The 15,529-nt window shown below is 60.3% G+C and carries 11 protein-coding genes; 3 read left to right on the top strand and 8 right to left on the bottom strand.

Going from position 1 to position 15,529, the window contains the following annotated elements; translation table 11 throughout:
- Positions 1 to 17: 17 nt before the first annotated feature.
- Entirely contained in the window at positions 18 to 1,613 is a 1,596-nt protein-coding gene (locus CQ017_RS16395; RefSeq protein ID WP_181150579.1) for an SH3 domain-containing protein, read from the bottom strand.
- Between the two features lie 225 nt (positions 1,614 to 1,838).
- Positions 1,839 to 3,029: a signal recognition particle-docking protein FtsY gene (ftsY, locus tag CQ017_RS16390; RefSeq protein ID WP_105554597.1), complete on the bottom strand. Its 1,191-nt coding sequence runs from the start codon at positions 3,027 to 3,029 to the stop codon at positions 1,839 to 1,841.
- 186 nt (positions 3,030 to 3,215) lie between these two features.
- On the opposite strand from ftsY, the gene CQ017_RS16385 reads away from it, so the two are divergent.
- Together CQ017_RS16385 and CQ017_RS16380 are read left to right on the top strand one after the other, a co-directional pair.
- Entirely contained in the window at positions 3,216 to 4,469 is a 1,254-nt protein-coding gene (locus tag CQ017_RS16385; protein WP_181150578.1) for an MFS transporter, read from the top strand.
- 107 nt (positions 4,470 to 4,576) lie between these two features.
- Positions 4,577 to 6,739 (top strand): cell wall-binding repeat-containing protein, encoded by a 2,163-nt coding sequence (locus tag CQ017_RS16380; RefSeq protein ID WP_105554596.1) that lies wholly within the window; start codon positions 4,577 to 4,579, stop codon positions 6,737 to 6,739.
- A gap of 38 nt (positions 6,740 to 6,777) precedes the next feature.
- Here the strand turns inward: CQ017_RS16380 and CQ017_RS16375 are convergent, their stop codons facing one another.
- Together CQ017_RS16375 and smc are read right to left on the bottom strand one after the other, a co-directional pair.
- Positions 6,778 to 8,133 (bottom strand): glycosyltransferase, encoded by a 1,356-nt coding sequence (locus tag CQ017_RS16375; RefSeq protein ID WP_181150577.1) that lies wholly within the window; start codon positions 8,131 to 8,133, stop codon positions 6,778 to 6,780.
- Between the two features lie 154 nt (positions 8,134 to 8,287).
- A complete protein-coding gene (smc, locus tag CQ017_RS16370; protein WP_105554594.1) occupies positions 8,288 to 11,860 on the bottom strand; it encodes a chromosome segregation protein SMC in 3,573 nt (1,190 codons plus the stop codon).
- Positions 11,861 to 12,010: 150 nt separating this feature from the next.
- Between smc and CQ017_RS16365 the strand changes: the two genes are divergently transcribed.
- Positions 12,011 to 12,826 (top strand): serine hydrolase, encoded by an 816-nt coding sequence (locus CQ017_RS16365; protein ID WP_105554593.1) that lies wholly within the window; start codon positions 12,011 to 12,013, stop codon positions 12,824 to 12,826.
- 12 nt (positions 12,827 to 12,838) lie between these two features.
- Here the strand turns inward: CQ017_RS16365 and mutM are convergent, their stop codons facing one another.
- Genes mutM through CQ017_RS16345 form a run of 4 tightly spaced genes read right to left on the bottom strand, consistent with a single transcriptional unit; the run spans position 12,839 to position 15,246 of the window.
- Positions 12,839 to 13,765, bottom strand: coding sequence for a bifunctional DNA-formamidopyrimidine glycosylase/DNA-(apurinic or apyrimidinic site) lyase (mutM, locus tag CQ017_RS16360; RefSeq protein ID WP_105554592.1), 927 nt, complete (start codon positions 13,763 to 13,765; stop codon positions 12,839 to 12,841).
- Positions 13,766 to 13,774: 9 nt separating this feature from the next.
- Entirely contained in the window at positions 13,775 to 14,473 is a 699-nt protein-coding gene (gene rnc / locus CQ017_RS16355; RefSeq protein WP_105554591.1) for a ribonuclease III, read from the bottom strand.
- 3 nt (positions 14,474 to 14,476) lie between these two features.
- Positions 14,477 to 14,680 carry a 50S ribosomal protein L32 gene (gene rpmF, locus CQ017_RS16350; protein ID WP_060701450.1) on the bottom strand — a complete coding sequence of 68 codons (204 nt, stop codon included), beginning with the start codon at positions 14,678 to 14,680 and terminating at the stop codon, positions 14,477 to 14,479.
- A 2-nt stretch (positions 14,681 to 14,682) separates the two neighbouring features.
- On the bottom strand, positions 14,683 to 15,246 hold the full coding sequence (locus CQ017_RS16345; RefSeq protein WP_374954785.1) for a DUF177 domain-containing protein: 564 nt from the start codon (positions 15,244 to 15,246) through the stop codon (positions 14,683 to 14,685).
- Between the last annotated feature and the right edge of the window lie 283 nt (positions 15,247 to 15,529).

Here is a 15,529-nt window from a genome sequence, read left to right as displayed (position 1 = left end):
CAGGGTGATGATCCTGGCTAGGAGCGCTTGAGGAAATCGCCGGAGGAAATATACCGGCCCGAGTTCTTCACGACCTTCTCGGATTCGCTCGTGGTCTTATAGGTCCAGGACTGCGACCCGTCTGTCATGCCGACCCGCTGCCTGGTATACATCGGCTTGCCGTTGTACTTCAGTTGGCTCTCGTAGATGTCCAGCTTCCGCAGCATCTCTGGCCCGCGCGAGTCGGAGTATTGGAACTGTTCGTTGACCACCGTTCCACTGCCGTTGGTCAGGAACGTCCAGTTGGCGTTCCACAGTTGATACAGCGAAGAACGCGCAAAGCGCTGATCCATCACCTTCTGCTGGAATCCCGCCATCAGGTTGTAGGCCGACTGCCCGGTACGCAGCGTGCCGTACACGGCAATCGAGTACGGTCCATCCTGGCGGAGGTCATAGGATTCTTTGACGTAGCCGGTGCGGCTGCCGTAGTTCACCCTGACCCAACCGCCTTCGGCCTTGCCGGTGATCGTGACCTTATCCCCCTTTTTCAGGGTAGTCAGGATGCTGTCATACGGGTCGCTACGCGGGGTCTTGCGCAAGGGAGCATTCTTGGAGCCAAAACGTCCGTAAGGTGAAACGGAAACGGTATCCGGGATATAGCCGGGAGGCTTCATGCGGTTGGTGACCCCGGTCCAGACCCAGCGTCCGTTGTGCAGGATCTCGTCCCGGCGGTTAGCCGAGCTCCACGCGCCCCAACGCACCTTGGTGCCGCGCGAGATGGCTCCGACTTTGGTGTCGCTGGACTTATCGGCTTTGTTGTAGGTGCTTCCATTTTCCTGTGCGTAGCGGTACTGCGGTGAGACATACGGCCTGTCGGTCACCGAACTCCAAACCCATTTGCCGCCGACCAGGATTTCATCGCGCCGGTTTGCGGAGTCCCAGCGCCGATACTCGTATTTTTCGGAGTGGTGGATGCGACCGACGACCTTCGAGTTGCTCTTGTCCTGGTGGGAGTAAACGGGGCCGCTCTTGTAGACGTAGCGGTACGCTTTGGCGGGGCGCACCTTGGTGACCTTGGATGATGGCACCCAGCCGTAGTAGTAGGCCGTTTTGATTTGGGACCACGAACCGCTGACGTTGAGCAGGCTGACCTGGGTGCGGAAATTAACCCCGCCAATCGCACGGTTGTAATTTGTTTCCGCGAAGATCTGGGTGAATGAGGTCATGTACCGCACCGATTCGTCCTTGGTATAGGTGCGTGTTTCCAGATATTGGCTGGCGGCCCATCCGGTCATGGATCCCCACTTCAACTGGCTCCACGTACCGTCCGTAGTGCCGGTCAGCGTGACGACCGTTCCCTTGCTCATCACCCCGTAGGAGGTGGAATTAGTGGTCGGCTGGGAGCGCAGGTTCAGGTTGACCGTGGTTCGTGTCTCGGTGACTCGTTTAATGTATTTGGATGGTGGCGCATTTTCGGGGTCAAAGGCACCGGTCGCTACGCGAATGTTCTGTGCTTCGGGCCCAGAATTCGTTGGAGCGGCGGCAGCCGGTGCGGTCAACCCGAAGGCCAGCATGGCGCACAATGTCACCCACACCGTCAGCGCGTTGCGGGGTTTGAGATGTTCAGATGCCATGAAATGTCCCTCTGATCCCCGCGCCATTGCGGGAGTCCAAGTTATCCGGCTGCGCCAGCTGAGGTCGCACCGGACCTGTGGCCTTCGATGATAGGCCTCTGCGGGCGTTAGTACAACACTTATAGCTTTAAGTTCTTATTGAAGAGGCCAAAGCCGGTTAATGCAAAAGGCACCTGGCGCTGTACCGAAGTACAGGGCCAGGTGCCTTTTGCCGACGTTCGAAGATTAGTCTTCGAGCAATGCGTCCACGAATGCTTCTGGATCAAAGGGCGCCAGATCATCCGGGCCCTCACCCAGACCCACGAGCTTCACCGGAACACCGAGCTGACGCTGGATGGCCACGACGATGCCACCCTTGGCGGTGCCGTCAAGCTTGGTCAGCACGATGCCGTTGACGTTGACGACCTCGGAGAACACCTTGGCCTGGGCCAAGCCGTTCTGACCGGTAGTGGCGTCCAGGACGAGCAGCACCTCATCGATGGTTGCCTTCTTTTCGACCACGCGCTTGATCTTGCCAAGTTCGTCCATCAGGCCAACCTTGTTCTGCAGGCGCCCGGCGGTGTCGATCATGACGATGTCGACTTCCTGGTCGATGCCGGCCGAGACCGCTTCGAAGGCTACGGATGCCGGATCCGCCCCGTCGATCTCCGAACGCACGGTAGGCACGCCCACCCGGTCACCCCAGGTAGCCAGCTGCTCTGCGGCTGCGGCACGGAAGGTATCCGCCGCTCCGAGCAAAACGTCCTTGTCCTCGGCAACCAGCACGCGGGCGAGCTTGCCGATGGTGGTCGTCTTGCCGACACCGTTGACGCCAACCACCATGATGATGCTTGGACGGTCCGGATGCGGGGCAGGCAGGTAGCTGCGGTCCAGAGAGGGGTCCACCAGCTTGAGCAGCTCTTCACGGAGCATTGCCTTCACCCGCTGCGGGTCGCGGCTGCCTTCAACCTTCACTCGCTCGCGCAGGGCGTCCACGAGTTCGAGGGCTGGTTCGGTGCCGAGATCCGCCAGCAACAGGGTCTCTTCAATCTCTTCCCAGACGTCCTCATCAATCGAGTCCTGGCTGAGCAGGGCCAGCAGGCCCTTGGAGAACATGTTGTTCGACTTGGTCAGGCGAGCGCGCAAGCGCGCCAGACGTCCCTGCACCGGCTCCGGAACATCCAGTGCCGGGGCGGCGGGAGCCGCCGGCTCAACGGGAGGTTCTTCGGTCAGTACTGCGCCAGCTGGGCTCTGCCCCTCTGCCGGGGTATCGCCTGGCTCGGCTGAGGACGCGCTGGTTGGCGTATCGTCTGCGTCGCGCTCGGAAGTGTACGGAGTCTTGGGCTTGCGCCCCTTGGCCACGAACGCGATGACACCAATGGCCACCACGGCGATGACCGCGACAATGATAATGGTAAATAATAGCTGATCGGTCACGAGTGAAATTCTCTCACAGTCTTGCCAAGCCGATGCGCTTAGGGCCCGCACGAGTCTTCGGTCACCAGTTGGACGCCGCTTCGCCAAGACGGCATAGACTTGCTGTGGCCTTACCGCCAGCAGTTTTCATTGTCCTCAAGAAAGGTCTCGCCACGCTGTCGCGATGACAGTTTGGAACCGGTCACCATGCCACGTCTACGTTCGACTAAGCCACGTCCGCCAATCCCCCGTGAAATCGGGATCCTCTTGGTCGCAGCCTTCATCATTGCTCTGGGCTTTGGGCTCATTGCACCGATCTTGCCGCAGTATGCGGTGAGCTTTGATGTCGGCGCAGCCGCCGCCAGCGTGATCGTCAGCATCTTTGCGTTTACCCGGCTGATTTTCGCCCCGGTCGCGGGCGTGCTGGTGGGCAAGCTGGGCGAACCACGCATCTATGTCACCGGCGTGCTGCTGGTTGCGGTCTCCACGCTGCTGTGCGCGGTAGTCCAGGACTACACGCAGCTGTTGATCGCGCGTGGGCTCGGCGGCTTTGGCTCCACCATGTTCACCATCTCGGCCATGGCGCTCATCGCCCGTCTGGCACCGAATGAATCGCGCGGCCGGATCTCCGGCATGTATGCCGGTTCCTTCCTGCTCGGCAACGTGATCGGCCCGGTGCTGGGCAGCCTCTTGGCCCCCTTTGGCATGCGCATCCCCTTTGTCATCTACGGCACGGCTCTGGTGATCGCCGCGGCCGTCGTCTATTTTGCGCTGGGCCGCCGGCGTGACCTGGATAAGGATCCGGCAAAGAACGGCGCCGCCTCGGCGGTGGAGGTGGTCACCACCCGCGAAGCCTTGAGTTCACCGGCTTACCGGGCGGCCCTGGCCTCGGGCTTCAGCTATGGATGGATGGCTTTTGGCATTCGCACCAGCATGATTCCGCTCTTCGCCCTGGCGGTCTTCGGCGAGGACCTCGGTCCGAAGGTCGCCGGCGTCTCGCTAGCCATCTTTGCCGTCGGCAATGGAATCGCGCTGACCTTCTCGGGCAAGCTCACGGATCGAATCGGACGAAAGATCCCGATCCTGGTGGGCATGACGGTGCTGCTCGGTTCCATTGTGGCCATGGGATACTTCACCTCGCTGGCCGGGTTCATCATCCTCTCGGTGTTGGCTGGTTTTGGCGGCGGCATCTTGGGCCCAGCCCAGCAGGCGGCCGTGGCAGATGTCATTGGCTCGGGGCGCAACGGCGGCAAGGCGCTGGCCGGATTCCAGATGTTTACGGATCTCGGGGCCATTATCGGCCCGCTGATCGCCGGGGCCATGGCGGACGCCATCAGCTACCAGGTGGCCTTGAGCGCCTCGGGGGCCGCTTGCCTCGTCGGCGTGGTCGCGTGGTTGCTGGTCCCCAAAACCATTCGCCCGGTTGCCGTTGACGCGGAGAACGCAAACCAAGGCAAATAACTGAAGTCTCCCGGACCCGCACGCGGAACAGGGCGACTTTCGTTTGTCGGTTTTATAGACTGTGGGGAATCACCGCTGACACACTCGCATTCCCTACAGGAGATTTTATGCCTGAACACCGTCGGGCAGGCACACGCCTGCTTGCGCTATCCCTGGGGGCGGCATTAGTTTTGCCGCTGGCCGCCACAGCACCAGCCGTGGCTCAACCTACGGGAGAAACCGCCCCTAGCGCTTCGCCCTCCCCCACGCCATCACCGAGCGGCTCCGCAGAGCCGGCGAGCCCCGAACCTTCGGCGCCAGCAAGCGCCCCTAGCCTTGCCGGGTCTGCAGCCAAGGCCATTGAAGACGGGCTAGCCAAGCGCACCGATCTTTCGGCGGAGGAACGTATTTCGCTGGCCGACCTGGCTCTGGATGCCCTCGGCGAAGATTTCATCGACGCGAGGATGGGCCAAGGCCAGAAGCGTATCGATGAGTCCGGGGATCCAACCGCTCCGACGCTGGCAGAGCTCGCCGACCTAGCGCAAGAGGTCGCCGACGAAACCGGGCAGCAGGAAGAGCTGGACCTCGCGGTGCCGGGGTCGCTCGAAGAACTTCGCACCTGGCGCCCGCCTGGTCCATTGGGAATCGACGTCTCCCACCACCAAGGGACCGTCGACTGGACGCAGGCCTATAAGAATGGTGCGCGCTTCGGCTACATCAAGGCCACCCAGTCATGGCCTTCCACCCTCTTCAAAGATCCAAGGTTCAATGCGAACTACGCCGCTTCGCGCAACGCAGGAGTCATCCGCGGCGCCTACCACTTCGCCATGCCGGCCCACTCTTCGGGTGCCGCGCAAGCAAAGGAGTTCCTGGCCAATGGTGGCGGATGGTCAGCCGATGGCAAGACCATGCCTCCGCTGCTGGACATCGAATGGAACCCATACTCGGCCACGGCCTACCCGCAGGGCAAGGGCGATGTCTGCTACGGCATGACCCCAGCCCAGACGGTGAACTGGATCAAGAGCTTTGGCAGTACCATCAAGGCGAGCACCGGACGCCTGCCGATGATCTACACCGCCCAGTCCTGGTGGGATAGGTGCACCGGCGATTCCGAGGCCTTCAAGTCCTGGCCGCTGCATGTTTCAGTCTTCCCCACCGCAAACGTTCCCAAGAACCCACGTGAGCTTCCCGAAGGATGGAAGACCTTCAACGTGTGGCAGTATTCATCGAATTCGAACCTCATTGGCAGCGCGAAAAATGTGGATGCCAATGTGTGGAACGGGGACCTCACCTCGCTGCGTGACTTCGCCAAGAACACGCGCAGCACCCCTTACCGGATGGTGACCTCATATCTTGGCAATGCGGATGTGTGGCCTACCCGGCTGGAGCCCGTACGGCTCTACGGGCACCGCTGGTTCGATACCCCGGTGGCGATTTCCAAGCGCACCTTCCCGTCCTCGGCATCCACCGTGGTGATCACCTCCGGCGAACGCTTCCCCGACGCCCTCGCCGGTTCGCCCCTTGCCTCGTTGAAAAATGCGCCGCTGCTCTTGACGCAGAAGAATTCCTTGCCCTCTTCCGTGGCCGCCGAACTGAAGCGGTTGAAGCCAAAGAACATCGTCGTCTTGGGCGGTCCGATTGCCATCAGCGAGAGTACCGTCAAGAAGATTAAAGCCTACGGCCCGGTGACCCGAATTTGGGGCAACGACCTCTACGACACCAGCGCCTTGATTTCCAAGAATTGGAAGAGCTCCAACCAGGTGTTCCTGGCCACCGGCGAGCGATTCGAAGACGCGATGTCGCTGGCAGCCGTGGCCTCCGGACGCGAGGCCCCGATGCTGCTGACCAAGAAAGCCTCGGTTCCGGCGGCAACCATTCGCGAACTCAAGCGCCTGAAGCCAACGCGCGTGTATCTGGCCGGCGGCCCGCTCGCCATCTCCGCGAAGGCCGAACGCCAGGTACGCAATGCGGTTCCCAACGCGAAGGTGATTCGCTACGAAGGTGCTACGCGCTATGACACGAGTGCGCTGATTGCCAAGACCTTCTGGCCTAAGGGCTCGCAGCGTCAGTTTGTGGCCACGGCCGACGATTTCCGGGACGGGCTCACCGGTGCCGTGATCGCTTCTTACAATGATGCGCCCTTGTTGCTGACCAAGAAGAGCTGCATGCCCTCTTCCGTGGCCAGCGCCATGCGGTCCATGAAGGGCTGGACCAATGTCTTGCTCGGCGGCCCGGTGGTGCTGGACGAGACCGTGGCCTATAAGAAAAATGGCCAGCAGAATATCTGCTGACCATTTTAGCCAGGTAGTACCGAGAGGCTCGGCGGGCGTTAGCCCCGCTGGGCCTTTCGTGTATCCACGCTCAAATAACCGTAGGCGGTGCGGTAGACCCGCACGCCCCCGTGGACCACTTCTCCGGCTTCCTCCGGGAGGCTGATCCGGCGGCGGTCCGTCTCGGAGTAGTGGACAAGTGCATTGCCCAGGCGCGGGATCTGCGCTATCAGCGCGTGGTGCGCGAACTTCGCGACGTACGTATGGGAAGCGGTCGCCACCAGTTCGGCGTTCACGGTAGTTTTTGACTCGCGGTCTTCGAACAGCAGGGCCTTGGGCACCGGGGCTCCGGCCGGTGAGGTCAACACGACCTCGAGAGTGGAATCGGCGGCGCGGATCTTCTCCACCACCGGGTTGGCGGTGGCCTCGATTTCACCGGTGGCCAGGCGTTCCAGAGCTGCCAGGTCTCCGCGGGCGATGAGCTCGACCTTGACCAGCCGGGCAGGATTGAATACCGTCTCGCGGTCGGTGGCGATGAACTCGTCGAGGTATTTCCGGTGATGATCCACCCAGGCTTGGCGTGCCTCGGGCGTGTATTTCATGAAGCGCCGCCCTTCGTAGAAGGACAGGGCCTTGCGCGTGAATAGTCCTGCCATCAGGCGCCGGGTATAGGCGGCATCCTGCTGGGTGTGGTTGCGTACGGTCCGGGCTATGTGGCTGAGCGAAGCGACGTAGCCGGCCGGGTCGATTTTCCCCACGCTGATATTCTGCCCATCGGAGCGCAGCCGAATCTCGTAGTAGTCGTAGTCGGCGAGGATGCTGATGCGTTCGGCCGCCACATAGGCTTGGACCATCGCCATGCCGTCCTCTAGGCGCACCTTGTCTTCGCGGAAGCGTATCTGGTGCTGCTCGATGAGCCGGCGGCGAATCATCTTCTGCGGGGACAAAGAGGCCAGCACGAATTCGAGGGAGACCTCCGGACGCGTCTTGGCGAAGAATCCTTGTTGGACGCGGCGCCCGCCGATTCCGACCATCCGCGGTATGAGGATGTCGAGGTCATGGGTGGTGGCGTAGCTGGTCATCCGCCGCAGGGATTCGGAGCCCAGCCGGTCATCGGCGTCGCAGAAGAATACGTAGTCGCCCCGGGCATGGTCGATGCCGACGTTGCGCGGCTTGCCGGGCCAGCCGCTGTTTTCCTGATGGATGATTCGGAAGTTGGCGTTCCGCTTGGCGTAGATATCAAGAATTTCATCACCGAAGTCCGTAGATCCATCGTTCACTGCGATGACTTCGAACTTCTCGGCTGCCAGATCCTGGGTCTCCAGCGAATTCAGCAGCTCGGTGAGATAGGGCATCGAATTGTAGACCGGGATGATCACGCTGATCAGCGGCGCCGTGCCGGGTTCTGTTTCCACGCCAGCGTTTTTCGAACCGGGCGCAGCCGTAGGAACAACGGTTTTATCCCGTTTACGATTACTGAACAATGCCATGGAACACCCGCATAATCATTTGTCACTGAATTCGACCAGATGGCCTATGGCCAGTATATCGACAGACGTGAAATAGATGCTAAACGGCCTGGGTCCGGGCCATCTTCTGGCTGATTACCGTGGAGACTCCGTCCCCGCGCATGGTCACCCCGTAGAGCGCGTCGGCAACTTCCATGGTCTTCTTCTGGTGCGTAATGACAATGAGCTGGGAAGCTTCCCGGAGCTCCTCGAAGACGGTGATCAGGCGCCCCAGATTCACGTCATCAAGTGCGGCCTCAACCTCGTCCATCACATAGAAGGGCGAGGGACGAGCCTTGAAGATGGCCACCAGCAGCGCCACGGCGGTCAGTGAGCGTTCGCCGCCGGAGAGCAGGGAGAGCCGCTTGATCTTCTTGCCCACGGGGCGCGCCTCGACCTCGATACCGGTGGTGAGCATGTTCTCCGGGTCGGTGAGCACCAGCTGGCCCTCTCCCCCGGGGAAAAGGCGCTCGAAGATTCTTTTGAACTGAATCGCGGTGTCGTTATAGGCCTCGGTGAAGACGCGTTCCACATGTGCGTCTACATCCTTGATGATCTGCTGCAGATCGATTCGCGACTTCTTCAGATCCTCCAACTGTCCGCTGAGGAATTTATGCCGCTCTTCAAGGGCCGCAAATTCCTCCAGCGCCAGCGGGTTGACCTTGCCCAGGGCCGCGAGGTCCCGCACGGCCTTTTTCAGCCGCTTTTCCTGCTCCGCGCGGTCAAAGGGCTTGGTCCCCAGGAGGTTGCCTTCTTCATCCACGTTTTGGCGAAGCTCGGCCCATTTGTCATCGGGGTCCGCTTCTTCGGGAATCAGCTGGTCCGGGCCGAAGTTGGCGATCAGGTGATCCGGGGAGAGCCCCAGATCTTCCAAGGACTTGCTCTCCAGGGCCTCGATGCGCATGCGCAGTTCGGCGCGCGCCATTTCGTCGCGGTGCACCGCATCGGAAAGGCGGGCGAGTTCCGCGGTCAATTGCTCGGCTTCGACCCGCTGGCTGGAAAGCAGCTGGTCCAGATCATGCTGCTTGCCGGTCAGCTCTTCGCGTTCCTGGGCCGCCAGGCCCACCGAAACCTCGATGAACTGCAAGACGCGTTCGGCGGCTTGCGCTACGCGTTGCGCGTTGGCCGCTTGCGCCCGGCGTTCCTCGGCTCGGCGGGCGGCCACCTGGCGGTGGGTACGCTCGGCTGCGGCGGTCCGGCGCAGCCCCTCCACGCGCGAGCGCAGGGCGCTGACGCGTTCCTCACTGCTGCGCAAGGCGAGGCGAGCTTCGAGTTCGCGCTGGCGGGCCGAGGAGGCGGCATCTGCCAAGGATGCCCGCCCTGCATCATCTACGGCGTCTTCCTCTTCGTCTTCGGAAGCCATCTCCATGCGTTCGGTGATCTCTTCCAAGGACTCTTGCTCGAGTTCAAGCTTTTCCCGGGTCGCCAGAACCCGCTCGTGCAAGGTCTCTTTATCGGTGCGCGCGGTGCGAAGCTTCTGCCCAAGCTTGGCCAGGTAGCTGGAGATCTCATCGATGCTGGCATCCGACTCGGCCAGCGCACCTTGGGCGTCCTCGTAAGCCAGTTGCGCCTCGGAGAGCACCGGGGCCCGGGCTGCCAGGCTGGCTTCGCAGTCTTCCAGCTCTCGCTGGGCGGTGGCCAGTTCGGAGGCCGTCTGCTCCACCAGAGCCTGTTGGGCGATCAGCGATGCACCGGCCGGGTCCCCCACGGAGCTTCGCAATGCGGAGACCGTGGTGCCTTCCAGGGTGGTGAACTGAGCGCGTGGGTCGATATGCAGAAGTGCTGCGGCTTCGGTGAGATCCTCCACGACGTAGTGGTGCGTAAACAGCGCGTCCAGGAGATTGCCGATCTCCGGTCCCGCAGCGACGACGTCCCGGGCGGCGATCGCGGCAAACCTTGGCGACTGGACGCTTGTATGAGTTACCGAGGCATGGACAAAGCTCGCATGCGTGGCTTCGTCCGAGCCGATGGCCTCAAGCAGTTGCAGAGCAGAGTCTTGATCCCGGGTGACCAGGGATTCTGCCGATTCGCGCAGGATTGCAGAAATTGCCTGCTCATATCCGGGAGTGACCGAAATAAGCTCGCCGAGGCGGCCCAAGATCGCCTCCGGCTCCTGCTGGATGATTCTTTCGGAATGATCGTCGCGTTTGGTGTTGAGCTGCAATGCGTCAAGGCGGGCCTTCAGTCCGGAGATCTGGACCGACAGTTCGCGTTCCTTCGTGGCGGCTTCGGACTGCGCCTTGGTGTGCAGGGAGTATTCCTTTTCCGCGCGGTCGAATTCGTCGTTCAACGCGGATTCCCTGGCCAGGCGATGCTCTAGTTCCACCGAAAGCTCGGCGTGCGACTTCGCGTCCGCGTCGAGATCCGCGTCAAAGGAGCGCAACCCGTCTTCCAGGCGCGCAATCTCTGCCCGCGTGACATCCACACGGCTGCGCGCCGAGGCGACTTGGGACGCCAGGCGCGACATGCCTTCGCGGCGGTCGGCGGCCGCGCGCAGCAGCGCGGCCATCCGCTGCTGGTCGGCCCGCGATTGCTCCTCGGCCAGTTCTTTGGCTTCGATTGCCTCGGCCAGGATTTCATGCCGGTCTTCAACCGATTCTTCGAGCTCTGCCAGCTCTTCGGCTAAGCGCTCCGCTTGGGATTCCAATCGGTCCGGGTCGCGGCTTGAATCGAAGTGCGACTGGTTGCCTTCCAGCAGCTTCCCGCGTTCACGTGCTAATGCGGCCAGGGACCGGAATCGCTCGGACTGGGTAGTCAGCGCCACCCATGAATCGTTGATCAGGCCGAGCCGTGGCGCCAGTAGTTCCATTTCGCCGGCCAGCTTGGCCACATGCTTCTTCACATGTTCCAGCTTGAGGGTGGTTTCTTGCTGGCGAGCTTGGATCTTAGTCTCGTCGTCAATGTCCTGAGCCAACTTGTTATTCAGCGAGACCAGGTCATCGGCGAGAAGCCTGGCTTTGGCATCACGCACATCGAGCTGCACGCTCTGCGCGCGGCGCGCAATTTTTGCTTGGCGTCCCAGCGGCGCCAGCTGCCGGCGTACCTCCGAATTCAGATCCTCAAGACGGTCCAGGTTGCCCTGCATGCCCTGGAGCTTGCGCAGGGTTTTCTCCTTGCGCCTGCGGTGCTTGAGCACGCCCGCGGCTTCTTCGATGAATCCGCGGCGGTCTTCGGCCGTGGCGTGCAAAATTCTATCCAGCTGGCCCTGGCCGACAATGACGTGCATTTCGCGGCCCAGACCGGAGTCCGAGAGCAGTTCTTGGATATCCAGCAGTCTGCAGGACGAGCCATTGATGGCATATTCGGATCCGCCGGCGCGAAAGAGGGTCCGTGAAATGGTGACTTCCGCATAATCGATGGGAAGCTTGCCGTCGGCGTTATCGATGGTCAGCGACACATGGGCACGGCCCAACGGTGCACGTCCGGAGGTGCCTGCGAAGATGACGTCTTCCATCTTGCCGCCACGCAGGGTCTTGGCCCCTTGCTCCCCCATCACCCAGGCCAGCGCATCGACCACATTGGACTTTCCTGAACCGTTGGGGCCGACCACGGCGGTGACGCCGGGCTCGAATTCAAAGGTGGTCGCCGAGGCAAAAGACTTGAATCCGCGAACGGTGAGAGTCTTCAGATGCACGGCGTAAAGTTCCTATGTTTGGCGTTGTGTCGCTATGGTTGGCTAGGGAAATCTATCCAATCCTTGCTCGTAATTCTAGCGAAGCGATGCCTCGATTGGGTGTTTCCCGCTCGCTTTCACGAGAAGGAATATTGAGGGATTGATCAAATCATGAGCGTCTTAGCCGAGATCGAACAATGGCCAGTAGATCACGCGGTATCGGTCGTGGTCAACGGAGGCGGTGCGATATCCGACCAGCACGGCGACATTCAGCGCGTCTATCCATTGGCCTCTGTCACGAAACTACTGAGCACCTATGCGTTCCTCATCGCTCTGGAAGAAGAAGCGATGACGTTGGAAGATCCAGCGGGTCCCGAGGGTTCCACGGTTCACCACCTGCTGGCGCACACGGCCGGCTATGACTTCGACTCGACCACCATCCGTTTTGCCGTTGGAACCAAACGAGGCTATTCGAACACCGGGTTTGAAATCCTGGCGGAGCATCTGGAACGCGAAACTGGCATGAGCATGTCGGAATACGCCCGGGAAGCCGTCTTCACGCCACTTGGAATGAGCTATACCGAGATTGCCGGAAGCTGCGCCAAGGACGGCAGATCGACCGCGTCCGATCTTGCATTGTTCGCAGCAGAATTGCTCAATCCAACGTTGCTGGCTCCGCAGACCATGGCCGATGCGACTAGCGTCCACTTTGAAAACCTGGCCGGCATCCTGCCCGGCTACGGAAGGCAGAATCCGAATGATTGGGGCTTGGGCTTCGAAATCCGCTCCACCAAGAATCCGCACTGGACCGGCCCAAGCCACCCGGCAACGACCTTTGGACACTTCGGACAATCAGGTACGTTCCTGTGGGTTGATCCAGAGAATCGGCTTGCTTGCGTGACTTTGACCGATAAACCGTTCGGGCAATGGGCCGTGGACGCATGGGCGCCATTCAACGAAAAAGTACTTAGCGAATTTACCCAGTAATTCGCAGATAGGTTATCGGCGCCGCCGAGGCCGCGGCTGGCATACAGGGCAGCTGTACGAGGAGCGTCCCATGAAAGGGTCTCGGCGGATCACCGATTCTCGTCCGTTTCCGGTGCAGCGTTGGCAGGCCTTGCCCTCGCGACCGTAGGCGTTCAGGGACCGGGAAAAGTAGCCGCTTGCGCCGTTGACATTGACGTATAGGGAGTCGAAGCTGGTTCCTCCGGCTTCAAGCGCACGGGACATCACATCGATCAGTGCCGCGTCCAGGCGTTCGACCTCTGGGCGCCTGATGGTCGCTGTGTTACGTAGTCCCGATAGTCCTGCCTGCCAAAGCGCCTCGTCGGCGTAGATATTGCCAACACCGGAGATCACCCCCTGGTCAAGAATCGCTCTCTTCAGATCGGTGGTGCGTTTACGCAGCGAAAGATAAAGCGAATCCGTGTCCCTATATGGGTCCAAGACATCTCGAGCTATATGCGCGGCGGCCTGTGCAATAAACGGTTTATCGCTGCCGGCACCGCCTGGATGCCCATCCTCGGTCGGTACCAGCGGGGACAGGAACATTCCGCCAAAAATTCGCTGGTCCACGAAGCGCAGCTCGGATGGTGCGTCGCTGCGTTCGCTGAGCGACAACCGGACCTTCAGGTGCTTTTCATCCGGCGCATCTGGCTCTTCGACCAGGAGCTGACCGCTCATTCCAAGGTGCGCCACTAAGGCTGCCGGCGCAGAAAGGCCTTCGAGGTCCATCCAGAGAAACTTGCCCCGACGTACCACCGAAGCCAGGGTGCATCCGGCCAGGGTTTCTTCAAAATCATGCATGCCGTCGGCATGCCGCCGAACGGACCGTGGATCCAGGACCTGGGCAGATTCGATCAATCGCCCGCGAACCCATTCATCTAGTCCTTCACGGACAACTTCTACCTCTGGCAGCTCAGGCATATCCGTGCCCTAGTGTTTCGGGAGGTCTTCACCGGGGTGAAGCATCTTCCAGGTGTTCCGCGCGGCTTCTTGCTCGGCTTCCTTTTTCGACGGACCGGTGCCTTTGCCGTGCAGCTTATCGCCAATGAGCAGTTCCGCTACGTATGAGCGAGCATGGTCAGGGCCGGATCCGGTGACCGCGTAGCGCATTTCACCGTTTTTGGCGGCGGCGACTTCTTCTTGGATAACGGTCTTCCAGTCGGTGGCGGCACCGAGCAGTTGCGGGTCGGAGAGCAGCGGGCCGACGAGGCGCATCACCATGTCACGCGCTTCATCCATGCCGTGCACCAGATAGACGGCGCCGATAAGGGCCTCTACGGTGTCTGCGAGGATGGAAGACTTGTTAGCACCGTTGGACTGGCTTTCACCGCGGCCCAGGAGAATGTGCTGTCCAAGTTCGAGGCCTCGGGCAATATCTGCCAAGGCGCGGGTACTGACTACTGCGGCACGGAGCTTTGCTAGATCCCCTTCAGGGAGATCGGGGCACGTCTTATAGAGGTGCTCTGCAACGCTAAAGCCCAAGATGGAGTCGCCAAGAAACTCTAGGCGCTCATTAGTGGGTATGCCACCGTTTTCGTATGAGTACGAACGGTGGGTCAACGAAAGATGAAGCGTCTCGGAATCGATGTCGATTCCGAGACGCTTCAAAAGTTCTTCTTTAGAAGACATGTCTTAGACGTCTGCGACCTTGCGACCCTTGTATTCAAGGAACAACTCGGTACCTGCTGAGTCAGTGACAACCTTTGCCTGGTGAGGCAGGCTGTAGGTTACGCGGCCGTTTTCAACGGTCTTCACCAAGCTCGGTGCGGTAGCCTTCCACTGTGAACGGCGGGCACGAGTATTCGCACGGGACATCTTCCGCTTTGGAACAGCCACGACTACTTCTCTTCTCTCTCGTCTGACGTTTTATCTGTTGCCACATCTTCTGTGGCGGCCTCGGACAGCTGCGCAAGCGCTGCCCAACGAGGATCTACTACCTCGTGGTGGTGCTCAGGTTCATCGTTGAGGCTGACTCCGCATTCATTGCAGAGGCCCAAACAATTATCCCGGCATACCGGCTGGAACGGTAGGGCTGTGCCCACTGCGTTCCGCAATACCGGATCGATGTCAATATAGTCACCGACAACCCAATACTGATCTACATCATCATCTTCTTCGAATTCATCGCTCTCTTCATAGTAGAAGAGTTCCTGAATATCAGCCCCGTAGTTGAACCCGATAGGCGCAAGGCACCGTCCACATTCGCCAGCGATTTCCACCGTGGCAATGCCGGATACCAAAATTCCCTCGTGCACAGCTTCGAGGCGAAGATCTAAGGAAATCTCAGATCCTCCACGAATACCAATGAGTGCGTTACCCACATCAGCGGGTGCCGGAACTTGTTCGTTAAGAGCCTTCATGGAACCTGGCGCTCGGCCAAGGTCCATGGCTGATATAACCAATGGCGAGTTGCGATCGAGTGCGCCATGTGACGATCGATCAGAACGCTTATCGCTAATGATGACTCCTATAAAAACATAGTCCGACATTTCATCTTAGCTTGATTGAAGCTCACTTCCCAAACCGGGAACGCTTCAAACGGCATAGAATCAATGTTGCACTAAACACACAATATCGCACCTTCCTCTTGCATCAAGACAAGAAGGCGCCCATTTCCGCGATTTTTGCTCGCATGAGCCCATGATCATCACACGATTTGAAATTTTTCGTCCATTTGGCCTGTCT

The sequence above is a fragment of the Arthrobacter sp. MYb224 genome (genome assembly GCF_002975455.1).
Lineage (GTDB): Bacteria > Actinomycetota > Actinomycetes > Actinomycetales > Micrococcaceae > Glutamicibacter.
This window is presented reverse-complemented; position numbering and strand designations above follow the sequence as displayed.

What these genes read in the sequence shown, in the direction of transcription:
- CQ017_RS16365 (WP_105554593.1), top strand. Translation starts at nt 12,011, where the DNA reads ATGAGCGTCTTAGCCGAGATCGAACAATGGCCAGTAGATCACGCGGTA.
- CQ017_RS16395 (WP_181150579.1), bottom strand. Translation starts at nt 1,613, where the DNA reads ATGGCATCTGAACATCTCAAACCCCGCAACGCGCTGACGGTGTGGGTG.
- CQ017_RS16385 (WP_181150578.1), top strand. Translation starts at nt 3,216, where the DNA reads ATGCCACGTCTACGTTCGACTAAGCCACGTCCGCCAATCCCCCGTGAA.
- rnc (WP_105554591.1), bottom strand. Translation starts at nt 14,473, where the DNA reads ATGTCTTCTAAAGAAGAACTTTTGAAGCGTCTCGGAATCGACATCGAT.
- CQ017_RS16380 (WP_105554596.1), top strand. Translation starts at nt 4,577, where the DNA reads ATGCCTGAACACCGTCGGGCAGGCACACGCCTGCTTGCGCTATCCCTG.
- mutM (WP_105554592.1), bottom strand. Translation starts at nt 13,765, where the DNA reads ATGCCTGAGCTGCCAGAGGTAGAAGTTGTCCGTGAAGGACTAGATGAA.